We start from the raw sequence: 22,733 nt of genomic DNA, 5'->3' as shown, positions 1-22,733 counted from the left end.
CGCGCTTTTCTTCAAGGCGGCCATGCCCTAGATAGGATGGGAACAGGAAAGGAAAGGAACGCGCGAATGTCCCACGCCTCTTCCCCCGCGACCGAAGCCGAACGACCGATCAAGCAAGCCATGCTGCGCACGGCGGTCGGGCGCTGTCCGGCCTGCGGCCATGGCCGGCTGTTCAAGGGTTACCTGACCGTGAACCCGTCCTGCGCCCATTGCGGCGAGGCGCTGCACCACCAGCGCGCCGATGACGGGCCGGCCTATCTGACCATCCTGCTGGTTTCGCATCTGGGGGCGCCGCTGCTGCTGGCGATCTACATGATGTATCGCCCCTCGGCCATGGCGATGCTGATCGGCTTCAGCCTGGGCGCGGTGATCCTGTCGCTGCTGCTGCTGCCGCTGATCAAGGGCGGCTTCATCGGCTTCCAATGGGCGCGGCGGATGCATGGCTTCGGCCAGCAGCCGGCCCCGGCCGAGGCCCGCGCCTCGTGAGCGGCGCGGCCGCGGCCCTGCACGAAAGCAAGCCGGCCGAGATGCCGGTCCGCGATGCGGCCACCGTCCTGGTGCTGGACCGCAGCGCCCCCGGTGGCCCTTCGGTGCTGATGGGCCAGCGCGGCGCCTCGGCGGTGTTCATGCCGTCGAAATACGTCTTTCCCGGCGGCGCCGTGGATGCCGCCGATGCCAGCGCGCGGCTGGGCGGCGCGCTTTCGGCCGAGACGGCGGCCCGGTTGGCGGTCGATCCGCTGCCCGGCACGACCGTCACCCCCGATGCGCTGGCCGCCGCCGCACTGCGCGAACTGGCCGAGGAGACCGGCCTGCTGACCGGCCATCCCGGCCCCGCCCCCCAGGGCTGGGACCATTACGCCGGCGCCGGCCTCGCCCCCGATCCCTCGACGCTGATCTTCCTGTTCCGGGCAATCACCCCACCCGGCCGGCCGCGCCGCTTCGACGCGCGTTTCCTGTTGCTCGATGCCGAACGCCTGCATGGCGACCGCAACGATTTCGGCGCCGCCTGCGACGAGCTTTCGCACCTGCATTGGGTGCCCTTGCCCGAGGCGCGGGCGCTGGACCTGCCCTTCATCACCGAGGTGGTGCTGGCCGAACTGGCCAGCCTGGTCGCCCAGGCCGGCAACGGCCCGCTGCTGCCGCCGGCCTCGGTGCCCTTCTTCGACAACAGCCAGTCGGCGCCGCGCTTCCGCCGCATCGGCTGAAACCGCATCAAAGGGCCGCATCGTTTGGTGCCGGTCAGCGCCCCTTGAACCGGGCCGCGCGCTTCTGCAGGAAGGCGGCGACGCCCTCAGCGAAGTCCTCGGTCCGCGCCATCTGGCCCTGCAGCCGCGCCTCGAGCCGCAGTTGCGCCGTCATGTCGTTGCCGCCCGATGCGCGCAGCGCCTGGCGAATCGCCAGGAACGCCGCCGTCGGCCCCTCGGCCAGGGTTTTCGCCCGCGCCGCCACCACGGCCGCGAATTCCGCGTCCGGCACCGATTCCCAGATCAACCCCCATTCCGCCGCCCGGGCCGCCGGGATACGGTCGGCGAACAGCATCATCCCCATGGCGCGCGGCACGCCCACCGAACGCGGCACGATGAAGGTGCCACCGGCATCCGGGATCAACCCGATGCGGCTGAAGGCCTGCACGAAACTGGCGCTTTCGGTGGCGACGACCACATCGGCGGCCAGCGCCAGATTGGCCCCCGCCCCGGCGGCGATGCCGTTCACCGCCGCGATCACCGGCACCGGCGCGTCCGAGATGGCGGCCAGCATCGGCTCGTATTCCTCGCGCAGGATCTCCTCGACGTCGAAGCCGGCGGTGGCGTCGGTCAGGTCCTGGCCCGAGCAGAACCCGCGGCCGTTCCCGGTCAGCACCACGCAGCGGGTGTCCTGCGGCAGGTTCATCATCGCGGCCACGATCTCGGCCCGCATGGTGCGGTTGAGCGCATTGACCGTGTCGGGTCGGTTCAGCGCCAACCGCGCGATGCCGTCCCGATGGGTGAATTCGATGGTCTGAAAGCTCATTCCTGCCCCCCGATGCTTTCGGCCATCCTGCCCAAGCACCGGCCAAGGGGAAAGGTCCGACCCTGCGTCAGTCGCGCATGATCCGGTCCAGCCGGGCCCTTTCCTCCTCCGACAGGCGCGCCGGGCCTTCCTCGGCCAGGTTGCGCGAGCGCACGAAGCGCCAGCCCACCAGCAGCGCCAGGACGGCCATCACCGGCCCGGCCAGGTAGAGCAGCCAGTTCACCCCGCGCGCCGGCGGCTGGAACAGGACATATTCGCCGAAACGGTCGGTGACGGCCTGCACCGCCTGGGCATCGCTGTCGCCTGCAACCAGCCGTTCGCGCAGGTAAAGCCGCAGGTCGCGGCTGATCGGCGCATTGGATTCGTCGATGGTTTCGCCCGCGCAGACCGGGCAGCGCAGGATCTTCGAGATCTCGCGCGCCCGCGCCTCCAGCGCCGGGTCGGTCAGCACCTCGTCGGGCTGCACCGCCCAGACCGGCAGGGCGGCCGGCAAGGCGAGCAGCAGCGACAGGCAAAGAAGCAGCGCGCGCATGACCTGTTACTCCGCCGGCTGGGCCGCGACGCGCGCCTGCCGCGCCCCGGCGGCGACGCGATAGCGCCGGTCCGACAGGCTGATGCAGCCGCCAAGCGCCATCAGCGCCGAGCCCAGCCAGATCCAGCTGGCAAAGGGCTTGATATAGCTGCGCACCGCCCAGCCGCCATTCTTCTGCTCGTCACCGATCACCAGGTAGAGATCGCGGAACAGCCCGTTCTGGATCGCCGCCTCGGTCGTCGGCATGGCCTGCACCGGATAGACCCGCTTTTCGGGATGCAGCAGCGCGACCTGCCGGCCGTCGCGGCTGACCTTCATCGTGGCGATGGTCGCGTCGTAGTTCGGGCCGGGGCGTTCCTCGACCGCCTCTAGCGTGATGTCATAGCCGGCGACGGTGAAGGTCTGACCGACCTGCGCCACGCGGATATCCTCGACCTGCCAGGCCATCAGCAGGCTGATGCCGATGAAGGTGACGCCCAGCCCGGCATGCGCCACCGCCTTGCCCCAATCGGCGCGCGGCAGGCGGCGCAGGCGGGAAAGGCCGGAATTTCCAGTGCGCAGCCACAGATCGACCACCGCGCCACCGACCAGCCAGGCGCCCAGCCCGGCGCCGATCACCGCCAGCGCCGAATGCCCGGTCGAGACGGCATAGACCAGCGCCATGACGGCGGCGGCAAGCAGCAGCGCGCCGCGCAGCGGATAAAGCACGCGCTTCAGCCGGCCGCGCTTCCAGGGCAGGATCGCGCCCAGCGGCAGGATGATCGCCAGCGCCACCATGAAGGGGGTGAAGGCCTTCTCGAAGAAGGGCGCGCCGACGGACAGCTTCTTGCCCCAGGCCATCTCGGCCACCAGCGGCCAGACCGTGCCGATGAAGACCACGAAGGCCGAAACCGCCAGCAGGATGTTGTTCAGCACCAGCGCCCCCTCGCGCGAGACCGGGGCGAAGGCGCCGCGCGCCTGCATCGAGGCGGCGCGCACGGAAAACAGCAGCAACGCGCCGCCGACGAAGAAGGCCAGGATCGCCAGGATGAACACGCCGCGCTCGGGGTCGCTGGCGAAGCTGTGGACCGAGGTGATGACGCCCGAGCGCACGATGAAGGTGCCGATCAGCGAAAAGCCGAAGGCCAGGATCGCCAACAGGATGGTCCAGCTTTTCAGCACTTCGCGCTTTTCCACCACGATGGCGGAATGCAGCAGTGCGGCGGCGATCAGCCAGGGCATGAAGCTGGCGTTTTCCACCGGATCCCAGAACCAGAAGCCGCCCCAGCCGAGCTCGTAATAGGCCCACCAGGACCCAAGCGCGATGCCGATGGTCAGGAAGACCCAGGCCGCCAGCGTCCAGGGCCTGACCCAGCGCGCCCAGGCGGCATCGACCCGGCCCTCGATCAGCGCCGCGACGGCAAAGCTGAAGGCCATGCTGAGCCCGACATAGCCGAGATAGAGGAAGGGCGGATGGAAGGCGAGGCCGGGATCCTGCAGCAGCGGATTCAGATCGCGCCCGTTGAAGGGCGGGCTGGCCATGCGCAGGAACGGATTCGAGGTGAACAGGATGAAGGCCAGGAAGGCGGCGCCGATCGCCGCCTGCACCGACAACACCCGCGCCCGCAGCCGGGGCGGCAGGTTGGCGTCGAAGCTGGCCGCCGCCGCGCCGAACAACGACAGGATCAGCACCCAGAGCAGCATCGAGCCCTCGTGATTGCCCCAGACGCCGCTGATCTTGTAGAGCATGGGCTTGGCGGTATGCGAATTCTCGTAGACCAGCGCCACCGAGAAATCCGAGGTCACGAAGGCCATGGTCAGCGCCGCGAAGGCGATGCCGATCAGTCCGAACTGCGCCAGCGCAGCGGGCCGGGCGCTGTCGATCCAGCCGCTCCAGCCCTTGGCGGCGCCGATCATCGGCACGGTCATCTGGAACAGGGACACGGCAAAGGCCAGGATCAGGGCGAAATGGCCGAGTTCGGCGATCATGGACTTCCTCCGGATGGCTGGCCCGTAGAATAGCCGCGGCGCGGGCGGCAAGCCAGCCCCCCGCGCCCACCAGATTGTCACAGCCTCGCTATTTCGCCGCTTCCGCCTCGGCCCAGTCGCGCAGGGCGGGGTTGTCAGCGAAGGGATCGCCCGCTTCCGCCGCCCGCGGGATCAGCGGCGCCTGCGCCGGCTTGGCAATGATCGGCCGGCTGCGGAAGTAATGCGCTTCGCGCGCGCCGAAATAGAAGCTGATGACGGCGCCCAGCAGCCACCACAGCGGCTCGGGCACCAGGTTCAGGTTCTGCATCCGCAGCCCGAAGCCCTCGGGCTCGGCCATGGCATAGCCGAACAGCGCCAGCGTTCCCAGCGTCATCAGCGGCCGCGGCAGCCGGTTCAGCCCGTTCATCATGCCGTCGAACCAGCCCCGCGGCGCGGCGGCAAATTCGGCACCGTGCTGGGCGATGGCGCGGGCATAGGCCTGCTCGTCCAGCTCCATGCGACGGGTGGCGTTCTCGCGGAAGACCTCGGCCATGCCGGTGGCGGCATTGGCGACGCTGGTGACGGCGGCGCCGGCACCCAGGAAACGGTCGATCACCCCCATGCCGCCACCCTTGCCCGATGTTCGGCCAGCGTCAGGTGATAGCGGGGCGAGACGAACGCCTCGGCCCGCAGGATCCAGCCGCCCTTGCCGCCCGACCGCGTGCGGGCATATTTGCGGCTGGCCGGGCGCGCATCGCCCAGCGAATAGTAATAATTACGCCGCGCGATGCCGTAGGCGTCGCCGAAATGGCCCGGCGCCGCCGCCTCGGCCTGCCGCGCCGCCAGGATGGTGCGCGGCCCGACCAGCCCGTCATCGGTCGCGGCGAAGCCCATGCGCGTCACCAGCCGCTGCAGGATCTTCACCGCATTGCTGCCGGCATTGACATACATGTCGAAGACCGACGCCTGCACCGAGGCGGGCAGCTCCGCCAGGCGCGGCCGGCGGAAATAATGCTCGACGAAGATGCGCTCGGCATCGGCGCGGGTCAGCGCCTTGACGTCGCGGATGTCAACGCGGCCGTCGCCGGTCCTGTCGATGCCCAGCCGCCGCAGCGTCGCCAGCGTCACGCCGAAATTCGTCGCCCCCCCCGGATCGTCGGGGTCGTTGACGTAGCCCCCCTCACGCGCGACGATCTCGGCCGCGATCTGTTCCACCGTCTTCATGACCAGCCCCCGTTTGCAAAAACGGGCCAAGGCTGGGGCAGCGCGGTTAACGGCCCGTTAAGCCGGCGCGCGTTGCATCAGGAATTCGGGTCCTCGTAGACGCCCTGTTCCTTGAGCGAGTCGATGACCTCGCGCGGCATGTAGTTCTCGTCATGCTTGGCCAGGATTTCGGTGGCGATGAAAGTGTCGCCCTCCATCCGGCCGGTGCCGATCATGCCCTGCCCTTCGGCGAACAGGTCGGGCAGCACGCCGGTAAAGCGCACCGGGATCGAGGCGCCGCCATCGGTGACGCGGAAGCTGACCGTTTCGCTGGCGCCGCGGACCAGGCTGCCGTCCTCGACCAGCCCGCCCAGGCGGAAGACCTCGCCGGCCTCGGGCGGGTTCTCGACCATCTGGCTGGGCGCGCGATAAAGGTTGATCCCGTCGCGGAACCCGTAGCCGATCAGCCCGACCGCCAGCACCAGGGCGATGGCCGCTGCGGCAAGAATCTGGATTCTACGTTTTTTCTTGAGCGATTTCATGATTTTACTGTTATAACCTCAGGCGCTTTCGAACCTGATCGGCTGGCGGAGGAATTGTGTGGCCTTGCCCGAGACCCGCTCGGCATCGCCAGTGGTCAGGAAGCGCGAGACCGTGCCGCGGCCGGGCATCTCGGGATGGCGATCAAGATAGTCGGCCAGGCTTTCGGCGACCAGATCGGGCTGGGAATAGACCTTGACCTGCGGCCCCAGCGCCTTCTGGAAAGCGGCCTGCACCAGCGGATAATGCGTGCAGCCCAGGATCGCCGCCTCGGGATGCGGCATGCGGCGCAGCAGCGCCTCGACATGGCTGGTCACCAGCGCCTCGGCCAGGATCTCGTCGCCCATCTCGATGGCATCGACGACGCCGCCGCAGGGCTGCGCCTCGACATCGACACCGATGGCGCGGAAGGCCAATTCGCGCTGGAAGGCGCGGCTGGCGACGGTGGCCGGGGTGGCGAACAGCGCCACATGCTTCACCGCCACCTCGCGCGGCGGCGAATTGTCGCCCCAGCGCCGCTCGGTCAGCGCCTCGATCATCGGCACGAACACCCCCAGCACGCGCTTGTCAGCGGGCAGCCAGGTTTCCTGCATGCGCTTGAGCGCCGCGGCCGAGGCGGTATTGCAGGCCAGGATCACCAGGTCGCAACCCTCGTCCCAAAGCCGCTCGACCCCGGCGCAGGTCAGGTCGAAAATGTCATCGGCATCGCGCACGCCATAGGGGGTATGGGCATTGTCGCCCAGATAGACCAGCGGCAGGTCCGGCAGCCGGGCAGCGACGGCGCCCAGGACCGTCAGACCGCCCAGACCCGAATCGAATACGCCTACTGCCATGACTAGCCTCCTGCTCGCGACGCGCCTTTTTAGGACGCAGCGGGACAGAACGCCATGATTTATGTCAGGAGAAGGCGGCGCGGAACCGCCGCCGCGCGGCGCTGAGCCGGCGGATTGCGGCAGAAGGTCGCGGCGCCGGCGGGTGGATCTGGAAGATCGGATCCCGGGCGACCATATGGGTCAAAAATGCGTGACGCGCCGCCCGGCCGAATCACCCGGCCAAAGAGGATTTCCGCCCGCTTCCCCAGCCTGCCGCAGCCGGCCGACTGGCATGGCGGCATAATGGGTCAGCAAGGCTGCCGGATAAAGGGTTTCCTTCGCGTTTTGCAGGGTTGTTCACCTTATCTTCTGTGATAAGGGTTGCACTGATTGCATGGCTGATGCCGCAAGAAAGCACTGTTATGGATTGGGATAAGTTAAGAATATTTCATGCTGTCGCCGACGCAGGGAGTTTGACCCATGCGGGCGATGTTCTGCATCTGTCGCAATCCGCCGTCAGCCGCCAGATCCGCGCGCTGGAGGATTCGCTTGCGACCACGCTTTTTCACCGTCACGCGCGCGGTTTGATTCTGACCGAACAGGGCGAGCTGCTTTTCGAGGCCACCTCGTCCATGGTGCGCAAGCTCGACACCACCGCCGCCCGCATCCGCGACAGCGAGGAGAACGTCTTTGGCGAACTGAAGGTCACCACGACCACCGGCTTCGGCACCATGTGGCTGGTGCCGCGGCTGGCCAAGCTCTACGAACGCTATCCGGACCTGAAGATCGACCTGATGCTGGAGGAGCGGGTGCTGGACCTGCCCATGCGCGAGGCCGACGTCGCCATCCGCATGAAAGAGCCCAACCAGCAGGATCTGATCCGGCGCCGGCTGCTGAACATCCGCATGCGGCTTTATGCGACGCAGCAATATCTGGAGAAGGCCGGCGTGCCCGACACGCTCGAGGATCTGAAGCCGCACCGGCTGATCTGCCAGAATCCGCAGACCCCGCAGGTCAGCTCGGGCGCGGTGCTGTCGCAGATGCTGCTGGGGCTGAACATGACCTCGACGCTGATGGTCAACAATTACTTCGGCGTGCTGCAGGGCGTGCTGAACCATGTCGGCATCGGCGTGCTGCCGGATTATCTGACCTCGGATTTCCCCAATCTGGTGCGGGTGCTGCCCAGCATCGAATCCGGCGAGGTTCCGGTCTTCCTGGCCTTCCCCGAAGAGCTGCGCACCTCGCGCCGGGTGACGGCGTTCCGCGACTTCGTGCTGGAGGAGATCCAGGCCATCCGCAAGCAGCAGAGCGAGGATCAGGCCGCCCTGCCCTCGGCCAAATGACGGCCCTGCGGGCAGGGCTTTGCCGCAGCTGCGAGAGATATTCGCAGAATGCATATCGGCCATGTCCCGCAATCGGCATTTGAACCTTGAACCGTTCGCCGACTGCACATATTTCCCATCTCGAAGGCGATGATTTGAAGCAATTCTCATCACCTTCAACCTCCCTGTTGGACTTGAGCCGGGCTTCGTGCCCGGCTTTTTTTTGCCCGCCTCGCGGACCTTCGCCGCAGCGCGGCAAAACCGCTTCGGACCATCGCTGCCCCGCACCGCGCGCGGCCCCTTTCCTAAAGCCCCGCCTGCGCTTAAAAGGCCGGGGAAACCGGGGAAAAGGGCGCCAGACATGAACGAACCGCAGATCACCGAGGACCTGATCGCCGCGCACGGGCTCAAACCCGACGAATACCAGCGCATCCTCGAGATCATCGGGCGAGAGCCGAGCTTCACCGAACTCGGCATCTTCTCGGCCATGTGGAACGAGCATTGCTCCTACAAGTCCTCGAAGAAATGGCTGCGCACCCTGCCCACCAAGGGCCCGCAGGTGATCTGCGGCCCGGGCGAGAACGCGGGCGTCGTGGACATCGGCGACGGCCAGGCCGTGGTCTTCAAGATGGAGAGCCACAACCACCCGAGCTATATCGAGCCGCACCAGGGCGCCGCGACCGGCGTCGGCGGCATCCTGCGCGACGTCTTCACCATGGGCGCCCGCCCCATCGCCGCCATGGACGCGCTGTCCTTTGGCCGGCCCGAGCACCCCAAGACCGCGCATCTGGTCAAGGGCGTGGTCGAGGGCATCGGCGCCTATGGCAATGCCTTCGGCGTGCCGAACGTGGGCGGCGAGGTGCGCTTCCACCGCAGCTATGACGGCAACTGCCTGGTGAACGCCTTTGCCGCCGGCCTCGCCGACAGCGACAAGATCTTCTATTCGGCCGCCTCGGGCGTCGGTATGCCCGTCGTCTATCTGGGCGCCAAGACCGGTCGCGACGGCGTCGGCGGCGCCACCATGGCCAGCGCCGAGTTCGACGACACCATCGAGGAAAAGCGCCCGACCGTGCAGGTCGGCGACCCCTTCACCGAGAAATGCCTGCTGGAGGCCTGCCTGGAGCTGATGCAGACCGACAGCGTGATCTCGATCCAGGACATGGGCGCGGCTGGCCTGACCTGCTCGGCGGTCGAGATGGGCGACAAGGGGGGCTTGGGCATCAAGCTGGTGCTCGACGCCGTGCCGCAGCGCGAAACCAACATGACCGCCTATGAGATGATGCTGTCCGAATCCCAGGAACGGATGCTGATGGTGCTGAAGCCCGAGAAAGAAGCCGAGGCGCGGGCGATCTTCGAGAAATGGGACCTGGATTTCGCCATCGTCGGCGAGACCATAGCCGAGGACCGTTTCCTGATCGTCCATGGCAACGAGGTCAAGGCCGACCTGCCGCTGTCCAAGCTCAGCTCCAACGCCCCGGAATACGACCGGCCTTGGGTCGAGACCCCGGCAGCGGCCAAGATGCCCGCCCTGCCCGCCATCACCCCCATCGCAGCGCTGAAATCGCTGATCGGCAGCCCGAACCACGCCCACAAGGGCTGGGTCTGGGAACAGTACGACACCCAGGTCGGCGCCGACACCATCCGCCGCCCCGGCCTTGGCGCCGGCGTCGTGCGCGTGCATGGCACCCGGAAGGCGCTGGCCTTCACCAGCGACGTGACGCCGCGCTACGTCAAGGCCAACCCCTATGAGGGCGGCAAACAGGCGGTGGCCGAGGCCTATCGCAACCTGACCGCCTGCGGCGCCCTGCCGCTGGCCACCACCGACAACCTGAACTTCGGCAACCCCGAAAAGCCCGAGATCATGGGTCAGTTCGTCGGCGCCATCAAGGGCATCGGCGAGGCCTGCGCGGCGCTCGACTTCCCCATCGTCTCGGGCAACGTCTCGCTTTACAACGAGACTGACGGCAAAGGCATCCTGCCCACCCCGACCATCGGCGGCGTCGGCCTGATCGCCGACCTTGCCGACCTCATCGCCGGGCTGCCGGCCGAGGGCGACGTGGCGTTGGTCATCGGCGAGACCCGCGGCCATCTCGGCCAGTCCGCGCTGGCGGCCGAGGCTTTCGGCATCGAGGCGGGCGACGCGCCGCATGTCGACCTGGCGGCCGAGCGCCGCAACGGCGAGTTCCTGCGCGCGCAGGGCAAGCTGCTCAGCTCTGCGACCGACCTGGCGGATGGCGGGCTGGCGCTGGCCGCCTTCGAGCTGGCCGAGGCAGCCGGCCTGGGCGTCACGCTGGACAGCGCCGAGATCGCCCAGCTTTTCGGCGAGGATCAGGCCCGCTATCTGGTCGCCTGCAGCGCCGAGAGCGCCGCGAAACTGACCGAGGCGGCGCAGGCGGCGGGCGTGCCGCTGGCCGAGGTCGGGCGCTTCGGCGGCGCAACCGTGTCCCTTGGCAGCGACTCGGCGGCGCTGGCCGAACTGTCGCAGCTCTATCGCGGCGCCTTCGAGAAGCAGCTGAGCCTGGAACTGGCCTGAAGCCTGACCGGCACCGGATACCCGGCAACCGCGCCACGGCGCCTTGCCGGGCTTCCTCCAGCCGCGGCCGGGCAGATCGGCGATGTTGACCCCGCGTCATAGGCAAACACGCCCATTTATCGCCAGCGGGGCGACGCCTAGATCTGTTCTGTAAAGATCGAAGCGTTCTCAGTCATCCAGGGCAGCGGAATTTCCTCCCCAATCCTCCTCCCGCCGCCGCTCGAACCCCGCTCCTGCCAGAGCGGGGTTTTCTTATAGCGTTCCGGCCCCGGCGATAACGCGGGGTGTCGTCTGTCGATGGCGAGAATGGAAGAATGGCGGTCCCAACACGATTCGAACGTGTGGCCTCTACCTTCGGAGGGTAGCGCTCTATCCAGCTGAGCTATGGGACCGCAAGCCCCCGTTGATTACCCGCAAACGCGTGGCTCTGCAATGGGGTTCAGGCAAAAAGCTCGCGGCAGAAGGTCAGCCCGTCGACCAGCGCATCGACCTCGGCGCGGGTGTTGTACATGGCGAAGCTGGCCCGCGCCGTGGCCGTGACGCCGAGGAAATCCAGCAGCGGCATGGCGCAATGCGTCCCCGCCCGCACGGCGACGCCGCGCTTGTCGAGGATGGTCGAAATGTCATGCGCATGCGCGCCCTGCATGGTCAGGGAAAAGATCGCGCCCTTATCAGCCGCATCGCCCTGCACCGACAGCCAGTTCAGGCTGCGCAGCCGGTCGCGGGCATAGTCGCGCAGGTCGCGCTCATGCGCGGCGATGTTCTCCATGCCGAGCGCCATCAGATATTCCAGCGCCGCGCCCAGACCGATCTGGTTGGCGATGCCGGGGGTGCCGGCCTCGAAGCGCAGCGGCGGGTCGGCATAATCGACGCTGTCGCGGGTGACGGTGCGGATCATGTCGCCGCCGCCCATGAAGGGGCGCATCTCGGCCTGGCGCTCGGCCCGGATCCAGATCGCGCCCGACCCCGAGGGGCCATAGAGCTTGTGCCCGGTGATGCAGTAGAAATCGACGCCAAGCGCTGACAGGTCCACCGGCATGTGCACGGCGGCCTGGCTGCCATCGGCCAGCACCGGCACGTCGGTCCCCCGCGCGATGGCGCCGACATCGACCACGGTGCCAGTCACGTTCGACATATGGGTGACGGCGATCAGCTTTGTCTTCGGCCCCACCGCCGCCAGAACCTTTTCCGGCGGCAGGCTGCCGTCGGGCTCGGGCTCGACCCATTTCAGCACCACACCCTGGCGCTCGCGCAGGAAATGCCAGGGCACGATATTGGCGTGATGCTCCAGCACCGACAGCACGATCTCGTCGCCCGCCTGCAGGCGCGGCCCGGCCCAGCCGTAGGAGACCAGGTTGATGCCCTCGGTGGCGCCCGATGTGAAGATCACCTCATCCTCGCGCGGGGCGTTCAGGAAGCGGGCGATGATGGCGCGGACGCGCTCGTAATTCTCGGTCGCGAGATTGGAGAGGAAATGCAGCCCGCGATGGACATTGGCATATTCCGCCTCATAGGCACGGGTGATGGCGTCGATCACCGCGCGGGGCTTTTGCGCCGAGGCGCCATTGTCCAGATAGACCAGCGGCCGGCCGTTCACCTGCCGCGACAGGATCGGGAAATCGGCGCGGACCTTTTCGACGTCGAAACTCATGGTGTCACCTCGGGGACGATGCCGAATGCCGCCGCGATCAGCGACAGCAGGAAGCCAAGCACGAAGATGCTGCCGATCAGGCCCAGCACCACCTTGCCGGTGCTGGTGAAGCCGTGCAGCGCCTTGGTCATGGTCACGGCAAGATAAAGGAAAAGGCCAAAGGCCAGCATGGACAGCAGCGTGGCCGTGGCCGGGAACAGCGCCATCATCACCACCTGCACCGCCTGCAGCCCGACCAGGATCAGCTCGACCCAGCCGACGACCAGCAACGCGTCGGCAAAGCTGCCATGGCCGCCGAACCAGCGGCCGATCTGCGCCACGCAAAGCGCCGACAGCACCATGGCGGCCAGCTGGATGCCGGCCAGCGTCATCGGCTCGGAGAGCATGCGCGAGACGGGGTTGTCCACCTCGATGGGAAACAGCAGCAGCGACAACCCGGCCAACAGCGTGGACAGGGTCACGGCCAGCAAGAGCACCATCCAGCGCGCCACCATCGGCAGGTCCAGGCCGCGCAACGCCCCAAGCGCCGCCTCGGGGTCGCGCAGGGTCAGGACCGTCAGGTCGCCAAGATCGCCCAGTTTCATCTGTTCCCCGCCAATGCGCGCAATCCCGCGCCCCATATCACGAGAAAGCCCAGACCCGCCACCGCCCGCGTCAGGCCAAGCGCCGGACCGGGGCCGACCAGCCCGGCGGTCAGCCCGGCCAGCAGCATCGCCGGCGCCACCGCCAGAAGCGCCCAGAACAGCGCCAGCCGCGAATCCTGCGGCGCCACGGGCCGGGAGGTCAGCCGCGACAGGGCCGCGACCAGCGCCGCCACCGCATAGGCCAGCAGCGGCATCATGAACATCACCGCCAGCAGCGCCCCGCCCATGCGCGCGCCCAGGGGCACCTCGGGCTGCAATTGCGCGTCCCGGGCATGGCCCGGGGCCTGCGCGATCAGAAACACCAGCATCGCCGCCATCAGCACGACGATCAGCGCCCGGTCGGGCATGCCGCGCAGGGATCGGACCACCCTGCCCGGCGCCCACCAGCTTTCCAGGATGCGCGGGACGATGCCGGCCCGGCTCATGCCTTGCCCGGATCCGCCTTGCCCGGATTGCCCGCGCGGGCCGTCAGCCAGTCTTCCAGCCGGCCGAGGATGTCGTCACGCAGCCGCTGGTCCTCGATCTCGTCCAGCGCGTCGGCGAGGAAGGACAGCACCAGCAGCACGACGGCGCGCTCTTTCGGCACCCCGCGCGAGCGCAGGTAGAACAGCGCCGTCTCGTCCAGCGCACCGGTCGTCGAGCCGTGCGAGCATTTCACGTCGTCGGCATAGATTTCCAGTTCCGGCTTGGCGAGAAACTGGCTGCCCTCGTCCAGAAGCAGCCCCTGGCTGATCTGGTAGCCGTCGGTCTTCTGCGCCCCGGGCTTGACCAGGATCTTGCCCTGGAAGATGCCCTCGGCACCGTTCTTCAGCACCTTCTTGAACACCTGCCGGCTTTCGCACCGCTCGGCGGCATGGATGATGAAGACGGTGTCGTCATGGTGGAAGCGGCCGATATCGCCGTCGCCCAGCACCGCGGCGGCGATATGCGCCACGGCGTCGTCGCCGGCGATCTCGATCACCGCTTCGTTGCGCATCACCGACCCGTTGACCGACAGGGTGAAGGACTTGAACAGCGCCTCGGCGGCAACGCGGGCGAAGATATGGCCCAACCCCAGCTTGGGATCATTGGCGCGCTTGGCGCTGATATGGTGGAAGCGGGCGCCCTGGCCCAGATCGGCCTCGATCACCACGTTCGAGCGCGCGCCGATCGCGCCGGTTTCCAGCAGCATCAGTTCGGCCCCGGCCTCGAGCTTGACGACGTGATGCAGAAGGACATCCGCATCGGCCGCCGAGCGGCGATAGGTGATGTGCACCGGCCGCGACGGCTTGCCGGTGACGCGGATCAGCACCCCCTCGGCGGCGGCCAGCGTGTTCAGCGTCGCGAAGGGACGCTTGACCGGCACCTGCCCGGCAGCTTCCAACCGGCCATAAACCCCGGTCGCCCAGTGATCGGCCCGCGCCTCGGCGGCGGCGAGACTTTCGATCTCGACCCCCTCGGCTTCCAGCGCGTCCGAGGCGGCGGCGTCGAAACGCCCGTCCACGAAGACGATGTTCAGCCGGTCGATGCCGGTGAACAGGGTCGTGGCATCGGCAGCCAGTTCAAGCGGCTGCGGCCGGGCGGCGTTGAAGGGCGCAGGATCGGTATAGCGCCAGTATTCGTCGCGGGCGCCGGGCAGGCCCATGGCCTGCAGCCGCCGCGCCGCATCCTCGCGCGCGGCGCGGGTAAAGCCGCCATGCGGCAGGTCCAGCGCATCCAGGCGCATCGCCAGGGCGGCCTCGCCGGGACGGGCCTTGCCCTCGACCGCGGGGATCTGCGCGGCAAGAACAGCGGTGTCCGCCATCACCCGACCTCCGCCAGAAGATCGCCGTAACCGTTCTGCTCGACCTCCAGCGCCAGTTCGGGCCCGCCGGTGCGCACGATGCGGCCGTCGGCCATGATATGCACCACGTCCGGCCGGATATGGTCCAGCAGCCGCTGGTAATGCGTGATCACCAGGAACGCGCGGTCGGGCGAACGCAGCGCGTTCACGCCCTCGGCCACCAGCCGCATCGCATCGACGTCGAGGCCGGAATCGGTCTCGTCCAGAATGCACATGCTCGGCTCCAGCATGGCCATCTGCAGGATCTCGTTGCGCTTCTTCTCGCCGCCCGAGAAGCCGACATTGACCGGGCGCTTCAGCATCTCGGCGTCGATCTTCAGCGTGCGGGCCTTTTCGCGGATCAGCTTCAGGAACTCGGCCGAGGACAGCTCCTCCTCGCCGCGCGCCTTGCGCTGCGCGTTCACGGCGGTGCGCAGGAAGGTCATGTTGCCGACGCCGGGGATCTCGACCGGATACTGGAAGGCCAGGAACAGGCCGGCGGCGGCGCGTTCCTCGGGCTCCATCTCCAGCAGGCTCTCGCCGTCCAGGGTCGCCTCGCCCTCGGTCACCTCATAGCCGTCGCGGCCCGAGAGCACATAGGACAGCGTCGACTTGCCCGAGCCGTTCGGCCCCATGATGGCATGGACCTGGCCAGCCGGGACGGTCAGATCGACGCCTTTGAGGATCTGCTTGTCCTCGTCCTCAAGCTTGACGTGCAGATTCTTGATTTCCAGCATGTTCGGTTCCTATTCGACGGTCACGGCGGTGCCGGAGGCCGACACCATCAGCATGTTGTTGATGACTTCATAGTCCAGATCGACGCCGACCACGGCATTGCCGCCCAGGGCGGTCGCGCGGTCCTGCATCTCGGACAAGGCGGTTTCGCGGGCCGAGGCCAGCGCGGATTCATAGGCGCCCGAGCGGCCGCCCACGATGTCGCGGATCCCGGCGAAAATGTCGCGGAAGATGTTGGCGCCGATGATGGTCTCGCCCGTCACCACGCCGTGATAGGCGCTGATGCGGCGGCCCTCGATGCCGGGGGTGGTGGTGACGATCATCCGACCGACCCTTCCAGCGAGATGGCGACCAGCGACTGCGCCTCCATGGCGAATTCCATCGGCAAGGCCTGCAGGACCTCGCGGCAGAAGCCGTTCACCACCAGCGCCACCGCCTCCTCCTCATCCATGCCGCGCTGGCGGCAATAGAAGAGCTGGTCGTCGTCCACCTTGCTGGTCGTCGCTTCGTGCTCGACCCGCGAAGAGGTGTTCTTCACCTCGATATAGGGCACGGTATGGGCGCCGCATTTGTCGCCGATCAGCAGGCTGTCGCATTGCGTATAGTTGCGGCTGTTCTTGGCGCGCGGGTGCATCGACACCAGGCCGCGATAGGTGTTCTGCGCCTGACCAGCGGAAATGCCTTTGGAAACAATGCGCGAGCGGGTGTTCTTGCCAAGATGGATCATCTTGGTCCCGGTATCCGCCTGCTGGTGGTTGTTGGCGATGGCGATGGAATAGAACTCGCCCTGGCTCTCGTCGCCGCGCAGGATGCAGGACGGGTATTTCCAGGTGATGGCCGAGCCGGTCTCGACCTGGGTCCACATCACCTTGGCCCGGGCCTCGCGGCAATCGGCGCGCTTGGTGACGAAGTTGTAGATGCCGCCCTTGCCTTCCTCGTCGCCGGGGAACCAGTTCTGCACGGTCGAATATTTCACCTCGGCATCCTCAAGGATGACGATTTCCACCACGGCGGCGTGAAGCTGGGCCACGTCGCGCTTGGGCGCGGTGCAGCCCTCCAGGTAGCTGACGTAAGAACCCTTGTCGGCAATGATCAGCGTGCGCTCGAACTGGCCGGTATTCTCGGCATTGATGCGGAAATAGGTCGACAGCTCCATCGGGCAGCGCACCCCGGGCGGGACATAGACGAAACTTCCGTCCGAAAAGACCGCCGAGTTCAGCGTGGCGAAGAAGTTGTCCGATTGCGGCACGACCGAGCCCAGGTATTTCTTCACCAGCTCGGGATGCTCGCGGATCGCCTCCGAGATCGAGCAGAAGATCACCCCGGCCTTGGCCAGCTCGTCCTTGAAGGTGGTGCCGACGCTGACACTGTCGAAGACCGCATCGACCGCGACCTTGCGGCCTTCGGCCGGCGCGCCCTCGGCACCCTCGATCCCGGCCAGGATCATCTGCTCCTTCAGCGGGATGCCCAGTTTCTCATAGGTGGCCAGCAGCTTGGGATCGACCTCGTCCAGCGATTTCGGCTTGACCTGCATGCTTTTCGGCCGGGCGTAGTAATACTGCTCCTGATAGTCGATCTCGGGATAATGCAGCATCGCCCATTTCGGCTCGGTCATGGTCTGCCAGCGGCGGAAGGCCTGCAGCCGCCACTCGGTCATCCATTCCGGTTCCTCGTTCTTCTTCGAGATCAGCCGGACGATGTCCTCGTTCACGCCCTTGGGGGCGTATTCCATCTCGATCTCGGTGTCCCAGCCGTATTTGTAGGACCCCATGCTTTGAACGGTCTCGACAGTCTCGCGGTCTACCCCCTCGCGGACTTCGATGGCCTCGCCGGTCTCAACAGACATCTCACACCCTTCCCGCGGTCGCCCGCTGATCATTCCTTTGCCGCCAGCGGTCGCGCGCCGCCAGCCAGGCATCCGCGAAACGCTGCACGTCCCGGGGGTCCGTGGTCGGCCCGATCGAGACGCGGATCGCATCGCCCGCCCGTTCCGGCGCGATTCCCATAGCCGTCAGGACAGAGCTTGGCCGGACCTTGCCCGAGGAACAGGCCGAGCCTGCCGATACGGCAAATCCGGCGAGGTCCATCTGCATCACCTGCGTCTCTCCGCGCCATCCCGGCGTCAGGATCGACAATGTATTCGGCAGGCGGCGGGATTCGCGCCCCGGGAATGTAACCATTTCCGCCCCGGATTCCAGAGCGGCCATCAGGGAATCGCGGATTTCCGACACTTTTTCCCCGATTCCTTGATCCAGATCATTCTGCGCCGCTTTCGCCGCCGCCGCAAAGCCCATGATGCCGATCAGGTTCTCGGTCCCGGCCCGGCGGCCCTGTTCCTGCCCGCCGCCCCGGATACGCGCCTCGACCTCGGTGCCGCGCTGGACCACCAGCGCGCCGATGCCGCGTGGTCCGCCGAGCTTGTGGGCCGAGACGAAACCGGCCTCGATCCCCAGCCAGTTGAAGGCGAAGGCGATCTTGCCGAAGGCCTGGGTCAGGTCGCTCGCTGCCAGCCCCTGGGGCAGATCCTGGATGACGCCGGTCTCGGAATTGGCCAGTTGCAGCGCCGCGCGGGCCGGATCGGGGACAATCACGCGGCCCGAGGGCTCGGTCTGCAGCGAATTGTCGCACCAGGCCGTTACCGCGGCATGTTCCACCGCCGCGCAGGCCAGCCCGCGGCCCTGCAACACCAGCGCCGCCGCCTCGGTGGCGCCCGAAGTGAAAATCACGTCCGCCCCCTCGGCGCCCAGGGCCGAGGCGATCTCCTCGCGCGCCCGCTCGAGTGCGGATTTCGCCGCCCGCCCCTCGGCATGGACCGAAGACGGGTTGCCGACGATCTCGGTCGCGGCCAGCATCGCCTCGCGCGCCTCGGGGCGCAACGGCGCGGTGGCGTTCCAGTCCAGATAGACCCGGTTCATGCCAAGCCCTCCGCCATGCCGTCGCCGGCGTTCAGCGCATCGGCGATGCGCGCGGCCAGCCGGTGCGCCACCTCGTCCTTGGAGAGTCGCGGCCAGCTTTCCGCACCGGCCTCGGAAATCAGCGTCACCGCGTTCTCGGTCCCGCCCATGATGCCGGTCGCCGGACTGACGTCATTGGCGACGATCCAGTCGCAGCCCTTGCGCTTGCGCTTGCGGGCGGCGTTGTCCAGCACGTCGTCGGTCTCGGCGGCGAAGCCCACCACCAGCGACGGACGCTCGCGGCCAAGCTGGCTGATCCAGGCCAGAATATCGGGATTCTCGGCGAATTGCAGCTCGGGCAGCGCGCCCGAGCCGTCCTTCTTGATCTTGCCCGGCCGGGCATTGGCGACATGCCAGTCGGCGACCGCCGCCGCCATCACCGCGGCATCGGCAGGTAAGGCGGCCTCGACCGCAGCGCGCATCTCGCGCGCGGTCTCGACGGCGACCACCGCGACGCCATCGGGCGGCGGCACCTCGGCCGGGCCGGTAATGAAACTGACCCGCGCGCCCAGATCGCGCAGCGCCGCGGCAATGGCCGCGCCCTGCGCCCCGCTGGAGCGGTTGGCGATATAGCGCACCGGGTCGATCGGCTCATGCGTCGGGCCCGAGGTCACGATGACATGCCGCCCGCTCAGCACCCGCGCAGGCAGCGAGACCACCGCCTCGGGCGGCAGGCGCAGCGGCTTGTCCCGTCCCAGCGCCGCGCGGATCGCCTGCAGGATCGCCCCGGGTTCGGCCATGCGGCCGGGGCCATATTCGCCGCAGGCCATGTCGCCATCGTCCGGGCCGACGAAGCGGATGCCGTCGTTTTCCAGCATGTCCAGGTTGCGCTGCGTCGCCGGGTGCTGCCACATGCGCACGTTCATCGCCGGCGCCGCCAACACCGGCTTGTCGGTCGCCAAAAGCAGGGTCGAGGCCAGGTCGTCCGCCATCCCCGCCGCCATCCGCGCCAGCAGGTCGGCGGTCGCCGGCGCAACCACCACCAGATCGGCGGCGCGCGACAGCTGGATATGCCCCATCTCGGATTCGCGGGTCAGGTCGAACAGTTCGGTATGGCAGGGCGCCTCGGCCAGCGCCGACAGCGTCAGCGGTGTGACGAATTGCCCCCCCGCCCGCGTCAGAACCGGCACGACCGCGCCGCCCTCGCGCCGGATCATGCGGATCAGCTCGGGGATCTTGAAGGCGGCGATGCCACCGCCGACGATCAGCAATATGCGGCTGCCTTGCATGGTCGCTTCCTCTGCCGTGACGCTCGTCCTGCACATAGGCGGAAGCGGGCCGCGGAACAAGCAAGCTGCACCCGTTAACCGATCTTTAAGCAACCGCGGGTTAACCAGAACCCGGTGTGACGTGGAGAGAGGTGATGGCGGCGATTGCCTATACCGTGGCCTTCGACGGGGTCGAGGCGCGGCTGGTCGAGGTGCAATGTTCGGTCTCGCCGGGCCTGCCGGGATTCGGCATCGTCGGCCTGCCCGACAAGTCGGTCAGCGAAGCGCGCGAACGAGTCAAGGCCGCCTTCGGGGCGCTTTCCATCGCCATGCCGTCGCGGCGGGTGACGGTGAACATGTCCCCAGCCGATCTGCCCAAGGAGGGCTCGCATTTCGATCTGCCCATCGCGCTTGCCGTGCTGGCCGCGCTGGAGATCGTGCCGGCCGAGGCGCTGGAGCGGGTGGTGGCGCTGGGAGAACTGGCGCTGGACGGCCGGCTCTCGCCGGTGGCAGGCGCCCTGCCCGCCGCCATGGCCGCCGCCGAGGACGGCCGGGCGTTGCTGGTGCCGCGCGCCTGCGGGGCCGAGGCGGCCTGGGTCGGCGCGGTGCCGGTCTTTGCGCCGCGCACCCTGCGCGAGGCGGTCGACCACCTGACCGACCGCGCGCCCCTGGCCCGCGCCGCGCCAGGCGAACTGGCCGAAACCGTGTTCGAGGCCGACCTTTCCGAGGTCAAGGGCCAGGAACGCGCCCGCCGCGCGCTGGAAATCGCCGCCGCCGGCCGGCATCACCTGCTGATGGTCGGCCCGCCCGGCGCCAGCAAGTCGATGCTGGCGACCCGCCTGCCCGGCATCCTGCCGCCGCTGACCCCGCCCGAGGCGCTGGAGACCTCGATCATCCATTCCGTCGCCGGGCTCTTGGCCGAGGGCGGCATCTCGCGCATGGCTCCCTTCCGCCAGCCGCATCACACCGCCTCGATGGCGGCGATGGTCGGCGGCGGCCGCAACGCCCGGCCCGGCCAGGCGAGCCTCGCGCATAACGGCGTGCTCTTCCTCGACGAACTGCCGGAATTCGAGCGCCGGGTCATCGACGCCCTGCGCGAACCCATCGAGACGGGCGAGATCCATGTCTCGCGCGCCAACGCCCATATCCGCTACCCGGCGCGTTTCCTGCTGGTTGCCGCCGCCAATCCCTGCCGCTGCGGCGAGATCGCCGACGCCGCCCGTGCCTGTTCCAAGGCGCCGCGCTGCGGGTCCGACTACCTGGGGCGGATCTCGGGGCCGATGATGGACCGCTTCGACCTGCGCATCGAGGTGCCGCAGGTCGCCATCGAGGATCTGGGCCTGCCGGCGACCGGCGAAAGCTCGGCCAGCGTTGCGGCCCGCGTCGCCGAGGCGCGCGCCGTGCAGGCCCGGCGCTTCGCCGGCCACCCGGCGGCACGGGTGAATGCCGACGCCTCGGGCCGGCTGCTCGAGGAGATCGCGCCGCTCGACAGCGAATGCCGGACGCTGCTGGTGCTGGCGGCCGAGCGGCTGGGCCTGACACCGCGCGGCTATCACCGCATCCTGCGCAGCGCCCGTACCATCGCCGACCTGGACGGCTCCCCGGTCATCCGCCAGCCGCACCTGGCCGAGGCGCTGTCCTACCGCTTGCCCTTCGGCCGGCCGGATTGAGGGCGTGCCCGCCGGTGCGTCGGCGGCAGGTCAGAGGCCGCGCGTCTTTGGGCTGGGTTCAGGCGACGTCTTGCCTTGCCGGCGTTATGGCCGCCTTGCGCTGGAGCTCGACGGCTTCCCGCGCCTGCGGAGGGGCGCGGAACCCAGATCCCTGCGCAGGATGCCTTCATGAGAGCCCAGAACAGCGCCAGGGAAACGAGAGTCTTCGCGCGGCGCCGACCTCGATCACGCCCCTTGCGCCAACGGCGTGCGGGGATCGACCTTGCCATGGCGAGGCTCGGCCGCCGGTCGAGGTGATGAAGCCGGTCATCGACGCGACTCATGCAGCGGCTTCACCTGTCGAAACTCGGAAGGTTCCCTGCCCGTCCGGAGGCAGCCCTCGAACCTGTGGCGGGCCGGTTCTGGCCCGTCATCGCCGCCGATGCCCGGACGATTGCCGGCCGCCATGCCGGCACCTCGGCACATGCCGGCTTTGCGCCCGATGCCCTAAAGAGGCGGTTCACCGCCGACCGGGCAAGAGCATGGGCATGGGCATGGGCATGGGCACCAAAGGCTGTCGCATCAGACAGCATCTGTCGATATGCACCGAACGCCTGCCCGCAGCGAGCATCGAGTCCCCAGTCGGCAGCGCCGACAACAGCGATCACAAAGCCTTGGCCGACGAACGTCCGCGTCCAAGGCCGAGGTCGCCCCGCGCGCGGGACGTGGCGCAGGGTCATCGCGGTGAAGCACCGCACGCCGGAAGAGGCGGGTGGGTTCAACAGCGGCCGTCTGCTCGAGCGATCGGGACATCCCGCCAATCGAAACCCACCTCGACGGAAACCGGCGCCATGGTCGCGGAACCAGCGTCAATCAGCCTCCGGCGAACCGGGTGCGGTCTCCTTCGTTGTGCAAAATGCCGGAAGCACCGCGATACGGACCGGATGTCGCCACCGGTGCGAAACCGGCCGCCATTTCCGGATGATCTGACAGCCCGGCTCTGATCCGCACCCGCATATTGCCAACCGGTGCTGCAGGCTCGCCATCCTTCAACCGGCAAATATCAGCGCCCCCGCAGGGTGCTGGGAATGCTGCAAGACGACGTCCAGCCACGGAACCATTCGCAATCGAGACTTCACCTGCCCGATAGTCCTGTCCGCCGCACGCCGTGTGTCGGTCCGGACGAACCCGG

Annotated in this window: 21 protein-coding genes and 1 tRNA gene; 5 read left to right on the top strand and 17 right to left on the bottom strand. The window is 68.0% G+C overall.

The features are described from left to right. The first annotated feature begins 66 nt into the window (after window positions 1–66). Together NBE95_RS15560 and NBE95_RS15555 are read left to right on the top strand one after the other, a co-directional pair. Complete coding sequence (locus NBE95_RS15560; RefSeq protein WP_289895139.1) at window positions 67–486, top strand: DUF983 domain-containing protein; 420 nt, start codon at window positions 67–69, stop codon at window positions 484–486. A gap of 41 nt (window positions 487–527) precedes the next feature. Next, a complete protein-coding gene (locus tag NBE95_RS15555) occupies window positions 528–1,205 on the top strand; it encodes an NUDIX domain-containing protein (RefSeq protein WP_289895946.1) in 678 nt (225 codons plus the stop codon). 34 nt (window positions 1,206–1,239) lie between these two features. Here NBE95_RS15555 and NBE95_RS15550 read toward each other — a convergent pair whose 3' ends face one another. From NBE95_RS15550 to NBE95_RS15520, 7 genes are all read right to left on the bottom strand, one after another. Continuing rightward, window positions 1,240–2,010, bottom strand: coding sequence for an enoyl-CoA hydratase-related protein (locus tag NBE95_RS15550; protein ID WP_289895138.1), 771 nt, complete (start codon window positions 2,008–2,010; stop codon window positions 1,240–1,242). A 67-nt stretch (window positions 2,011–2,077) separates the two neighbouring features. Beyond that, entirely contained in the window at window positions 2,078–2,542 is a 465-nt protein-coding gene (locus NBE95_RS15545; protein WP_289895137.1) for a cytochrome c-type biogenesis protein, read from the bottom strand. A 6-nt stretch (window positions 2,543–2,548) separates the two neighbouring features. Next, window positions 2,549–4,510: a heme lyase CcmF/NrfE family subunit gene (locus tag NBE95_RS15540; RefSeq protein WP_289895136.1), complete on the bottom strand. Its 1,962-nt coding sequence runs from the start codon at window positions 4,508–4,510 to the stop codon at window positions 2,549–2,551. A gap of 88 nt (window positions 4,511–4,598) precedes the next feature. Beyond that, complete coding sequence (locus NBE95_RS15535) at window positions 4,599–5,111, bottom strand: holin family protein (protein ID WP_289895135.1); 513 nt, start codon at window positions 5,109–5,111, stop codon at window positions 4,599–4,601. Next, entirely contained in the window at window positions 5,102–5,713 is a 612-nt protein-coding gene (locus NBE95_RS15530; RefSeq protein ID WP_289895133.1) for a holin-associated N-acetylmuramidase, read from the bottom strand. The genes NBE95_RS15535 and NBE95_RS15530 overlap by 10 nt, the downstream gene beginning before the upstream one ends. Window positions 5,714–5,790: 77 nt before the next feature. After that, complete coding sequence (gene ccmE, locus NBE95_RS15525; protein WP_289895132.1) at window positions 5,791–6,234, bottom strand: cytochrome c maturation protein CcmE; 444 nt, start codon at window positions 6,232–6,234, stop codon at window positions 5,791–5,793. Between the two features lie 18 nt (window positions 6,235–6,252). Then, on the bottom strand, window positions 6,253–7,065 hold the full coding sequence (locus NBE95_RS15520) for an aspartate/glutamate racemase family protein (protein WP_289895131.1): 813 nt from the start codon (window positions 7,063–7,065) through the stop codon (window positions 6,253–6,255). Between the two features lie 401 nt (window positions 7,066–7,466). Between NBE95_RS15520 and NBE95_RS15515 the strand changes: the two genes are divergently transcribed. Further along, window positions 7,467–8,387 carry a LysR family transcriptional regulator gene (locus NBE95_RS15515; protein ID WP_289895130.1) on the top strand — a complete coding sequence of 307 codons (921 nt, stop codon included), beginning with the start codon at window positions 7,467–7,469 and terminating at the stop codon, window positions 8,385–8,387. 340 nt (window positions 8,388–8,727) lie between these two features. Then, a complete protein-coding gene (gene purL, locus NBE95_RS15510; RefSeq protein WP_289895128.1) occupies window positions 8,728–10,899 on the top strand; it encodes a phosphoribosylformylglycinamidine synthase subunit PurL in 2,172 nt (723 codons plus the stop codon). A 315-nt stretch (window positions 10,900–11,214) separates the two neighbouring features. On the opposite strand, the gene NBE95_RS15505 is transcribed toward purL, so the two are convergent. The 10 genes from NBE95_RS15505 to coaBC all read right to left on the bottom strand — a co-directional run bounded on the left by NBE95_RS15505 (window position 11,215) and on the right by coaBC (window position 19,913). Further along, window positions 11,215–11,291: transfer RNA gene (locus NBE95_RS15505), tRNA-Arg, on the bottom strand. Window positions 11,292–11,338: 47 nt separating this feature from the next. Continuing rightward, window positions 11,339–12,550: a cysteine desulfurase gene (locus NBE95_RS15500; RefSeq protein ID WP_289895127.1), complete on the bottom strand. Its 1,212-nt coding sequence runs from the start codon at window positions 12,548–12,550 to the stop codon at window positions 11,339–11,341. Continuing rightward, complete coding sequence (locus NBE95_RS15495; RefSeq protein ID WP_289895126.1) at window positions 12,547–13,134, bottom strand: YIP1 family protein; 588 nt, start codon at window positions 13,132–13,134, stop codon at window positions 12,547–12,549. The genes NBE95_RS15500 and NBE95_RS15495 overlap by 4 nt, the downstream gene beginning before the upstream one ends. Further along, window positions 13,131–13,619, bottom strand: a complete 489-nt coding sequence (locus NBE95_RS15490) for a hypothetical protein (RefSeq protein ID WP_289895125.1) — start codon at window positions 13,617–13,619, stop codon at window positions 13,131–13,133. The genes NBE95_RS15495 and NBE95_RS15490 overlap by 4 nt, the downstream gene beginning before the upstream one ends. After that, window positions 13,616–14,977 carry a SufD family Fe-S cluster assembly protein gene (locus tag NBE95_RS15485; protein ID WP_289895124.1) on the bottom strand — a complete coding sequence of 454 codons (1,362 nt, stop codon included), beginning with the start codon at window positions 14,975–14,977 and terminating at the stop codon, window positions 13,616–13,618. The genes NBE95_RS15490 and NBE95_RS15485 overlap by 4 nt, the downstream gene beginning before the upstream one ends. Continuing rightward, the gene (sufC, locus tag NBE95_RS15480; RefSeq protein ID WP_289895123.1) at window positions 14,977–15,732 is read right to left on the bottom strand and encodes a Fe-S cluster assembly ATPase SufC; all 756 of its coding nucleotides are present in this window, start codon (window positions 15,730–15,732) and stop codon (window positions 14,977–14,979) included. The genes NBE95_RS15485 and sufC overlap by 1 nt, the downstream gene beginning before the upstream one ends. Before the next feature lie 9 nt (window positions 15,733–15,741). Then, the gene (locus tag NBE95_RS15475; protein WP_028712396.1) at window positions 15,742–16,053 is read right to left on the bottom strand and encodes a heavy metal-binding domain-containing protein; all 312 of its coding nucleotides are present in this window, start codon (window positions 16,051–16,053) and stop codon (window positions 15,742–15,744) included. Beyond that, entirely contained in the window at window positions 16,050–17,576 is a 1,527-nt protein-coding gene (sufB, locus tag NBE95_RS15470; RefSeq protein ID WP_289895122.1) for a Fe-S cluster assembly protein SufB, read from the bottom strand. Before sufB ends, NBE95_RS15475 begins: the two co-directional genes overlap by 4 nt. A gap of 1 nt (window position 17,577) precedes the next feature. After that, a complete protein-coding gene (locus NBE95_RS15465; RefSeq protein ID WP_289895121.1) occupies window positions 17,578–18,645 on the bottom strand; it encodes a cysteine desulfurase family protein in 1,068 nt (355 codons plus the stop codon). Next, window positions 18,642–19,913: a bifunctional phosphopantothenoylcysteine decarboxylase/phosphopantothenate--cysteine ligase CoaBC gene (gene coaBC / locus NBE95_RS15460; RefSeq protein ID WP_289895120.1), complete on the bottom strand. Its 1,272-nt coding sequence runs from the start codon at window positions 19,911–19,913 to the stop codon at window positions 18,642–18,644. The genes NBE95_RS15465 and coaBC overlap by 4 nt, the downstream gene beginning before the upstream one ends. Before the next feature lie 134 nt (window positions 19,914–20,047). Between coaBC and NBE95_RS15455 the strand changes: the two genes are divergently transcribed. Further along, window positions 20,048–21,562 (top strand): YifB family Mg chelatase-like AAA ATPase, encoded by a 1,515-nt coding sequence (locus NBE95_RS15455; RefSeq protein ID WP_289895119.1) that lies wholly within the window; start codon window positions 20,048–20,050, stop codon window positions 21,560–21,562. Window positions 21,563–22,733 lie beyond the last annotated feature (1,171 nt).

The sequence above is a fragment of the Paracoccus sp. TOH genome (assembly GCF_030388245.1).
GTDB classification, from domain to species: Bacteria; Pseudomonadota; Alphaproteobacteria; order Rhodobacterales; family Rhodobacteraceae; genus Paracoccus; species Paracoccus simplex.
This window is presented reverse-complemented; position numbering and strand designations above follow the sequence as displayed.

What these genes read in the sequence shown, in the direction of transcription:
- NBE95_RS15560 (WP_289895139.1), top strand. Translation starts at nt 67, where the DNA reads ATGTCCCACGCCTCTTCCCCCGCGACCGAAGCCGAACGACCGATCAAG.
- NBE95_RS15555 (WP_289895946.1), top strand. Translation starts at nt 528, where the DNA reads ATGCCGGTCCGCGATGCGGCCACCGTCCTGGTGCTGGACCGCAGCGCC.
- NBE95_RS15550 (WP_289895138.1), bottom strand. Translation starts at nt 2,010, where the DNA reads ATGAGCTTTCAGACCATCGAATTCACCCATCGGGACGGCATCGCGCGG.
- NBE95_RS15545 (WP_289895137.1), bottom strand. Translation starts at nt 2,542, where the DNA reads ATGCGCGCGCTGCTTCTTTGCCTGTCGCTGCTGCTCGCCTTGCCGGCC.
- NBE95_RS15540 (WP_289895136.1), bottom strand. Translation starts at nt 4,510, where the DNA reads ATGATCGCCGAACTCGGCCATTTCGCCCTGATCCTGGCCTTTGCCGTG.
- NBE95_RS15535 (WP_289895135.1), bottom strand. Translation starts at nt 5,111, where the DNA reads ATGGGGGTGATCGACCGTTTCCTGGGTGCCGGCGCCGCCGTCACCAGC.
- NBE95_RS15530 (WP_289895133.1), bottom strand. Translation starts at nt 5,713, where the DNA reads ATGAAGACGGTGGAACAGATCGCGGCCGAGATCGTCGCGCGTGAGGGG.
- ccmE (WP_289895132.1), bottom strand. Translation starts at nt 6,234, where the DNA reads ATGAAATCGCTCAAGAAAAAACGTAGAATCCAGATTCTTGCCGCAGCG.
- NBE95_RS15520 (WP_289895131.1), bottom strand. Translation starts at nt 7,065, where the DNA reads ATGGCAGTAGGCGTATTCGATTCGGGTCTGGGCGGTCTGACGGTCCTG.
- NBE95_RS15515 (WP_289895130.1), top strand. Translation starts at nt 7,467, where the DNA reads ATGGATTGGGATAAGTTAAGAATATTTCATGCTGTCGCCGACGCAGGG.
- purL (WP_289895128.1), top strand. Translation starts at nt 8,728, where the DNA reads ATGAACGAACCGCAGATCACCGAGGACCTGATCGCCGCGCACGGGCTC.
- NBE95_RS15500 (WP_289895127.1), bottom strand. Translation starts at nt 12,550, where the DNA reads ATGAGTTTCGACGTCGAAAAGGTCCGCGCCGATTTCCCGATCCTGTCG.
- NBE95_RS15495 (WP_289895126.1), bottom strand. Translation starts at nt 13,134, where the DNA reads ATGAAACTGGGCGATCTTGGCGACCTGACGGTCCTGACCCTGCGCGAC.
- NBE95_RS15490 (WP_289895125.1), bottom strand. Translation starts at nt 13,619, where the DNA reads ATGAGCCGGGCCGGCATCGTCCCGCGCATCCTGGAAAGCTGGTGGGCG.
- NBE95_RS15485 (WP_289895124.1), bottom strand. Translation starts at nt 14,977, where the DNA reads ATGGCGGACACCGCTGTTCTTGCCGCGCAGATCCCCGCGGTCGAGGGC.
- sufC (WP_289895123.1), bottom strand. Translation starts at nt 15,732, where the DNA reads ATGCTGGAAATCAAGAATCTGCACGTCAAGCTTGAGGACGAGGACAAG.
- NBE95_RS15475 (WP_028712396.1), bottom strand. Translation starts at nt 16,053, where the DNA reads ATGATCGTCACCACCACCCCCGGCATCGAGGGCCGCCGCATCAGCGCC.
- sufB (WP_289895122.1), bottom strand. Translation starts at nt 17,576, where the DNA reads ATGTCTGTTGAGACCGGCGAGGCCATCGAAGTCCGCGAGGGGGTAGAC.
- NBE95_RS15465 (WP_289895121.1), bottom strand. Translation starts at nt 18,645, where the DNA reads ATGAACCGGGTCTATCTGGACTGGAACGCCACCGCGCCGTTGCGCCCC.
- coaBC (WP_289895120.1), bottom strand. Translation starts at nt 19,913, where the DNA reads ATGCAAGGCAGCCGCATATTGCTGATCGTCGGCGGTGGCATCGCCGCC.
- NBE95_RS15455 (WP_289895119.1), top strand. Translation starts at nt 20,048, where the DNA reads ATGGCGGCGATTGCCTATACCGTGGCCTTCGACGGGGTCGAGGCGCGG.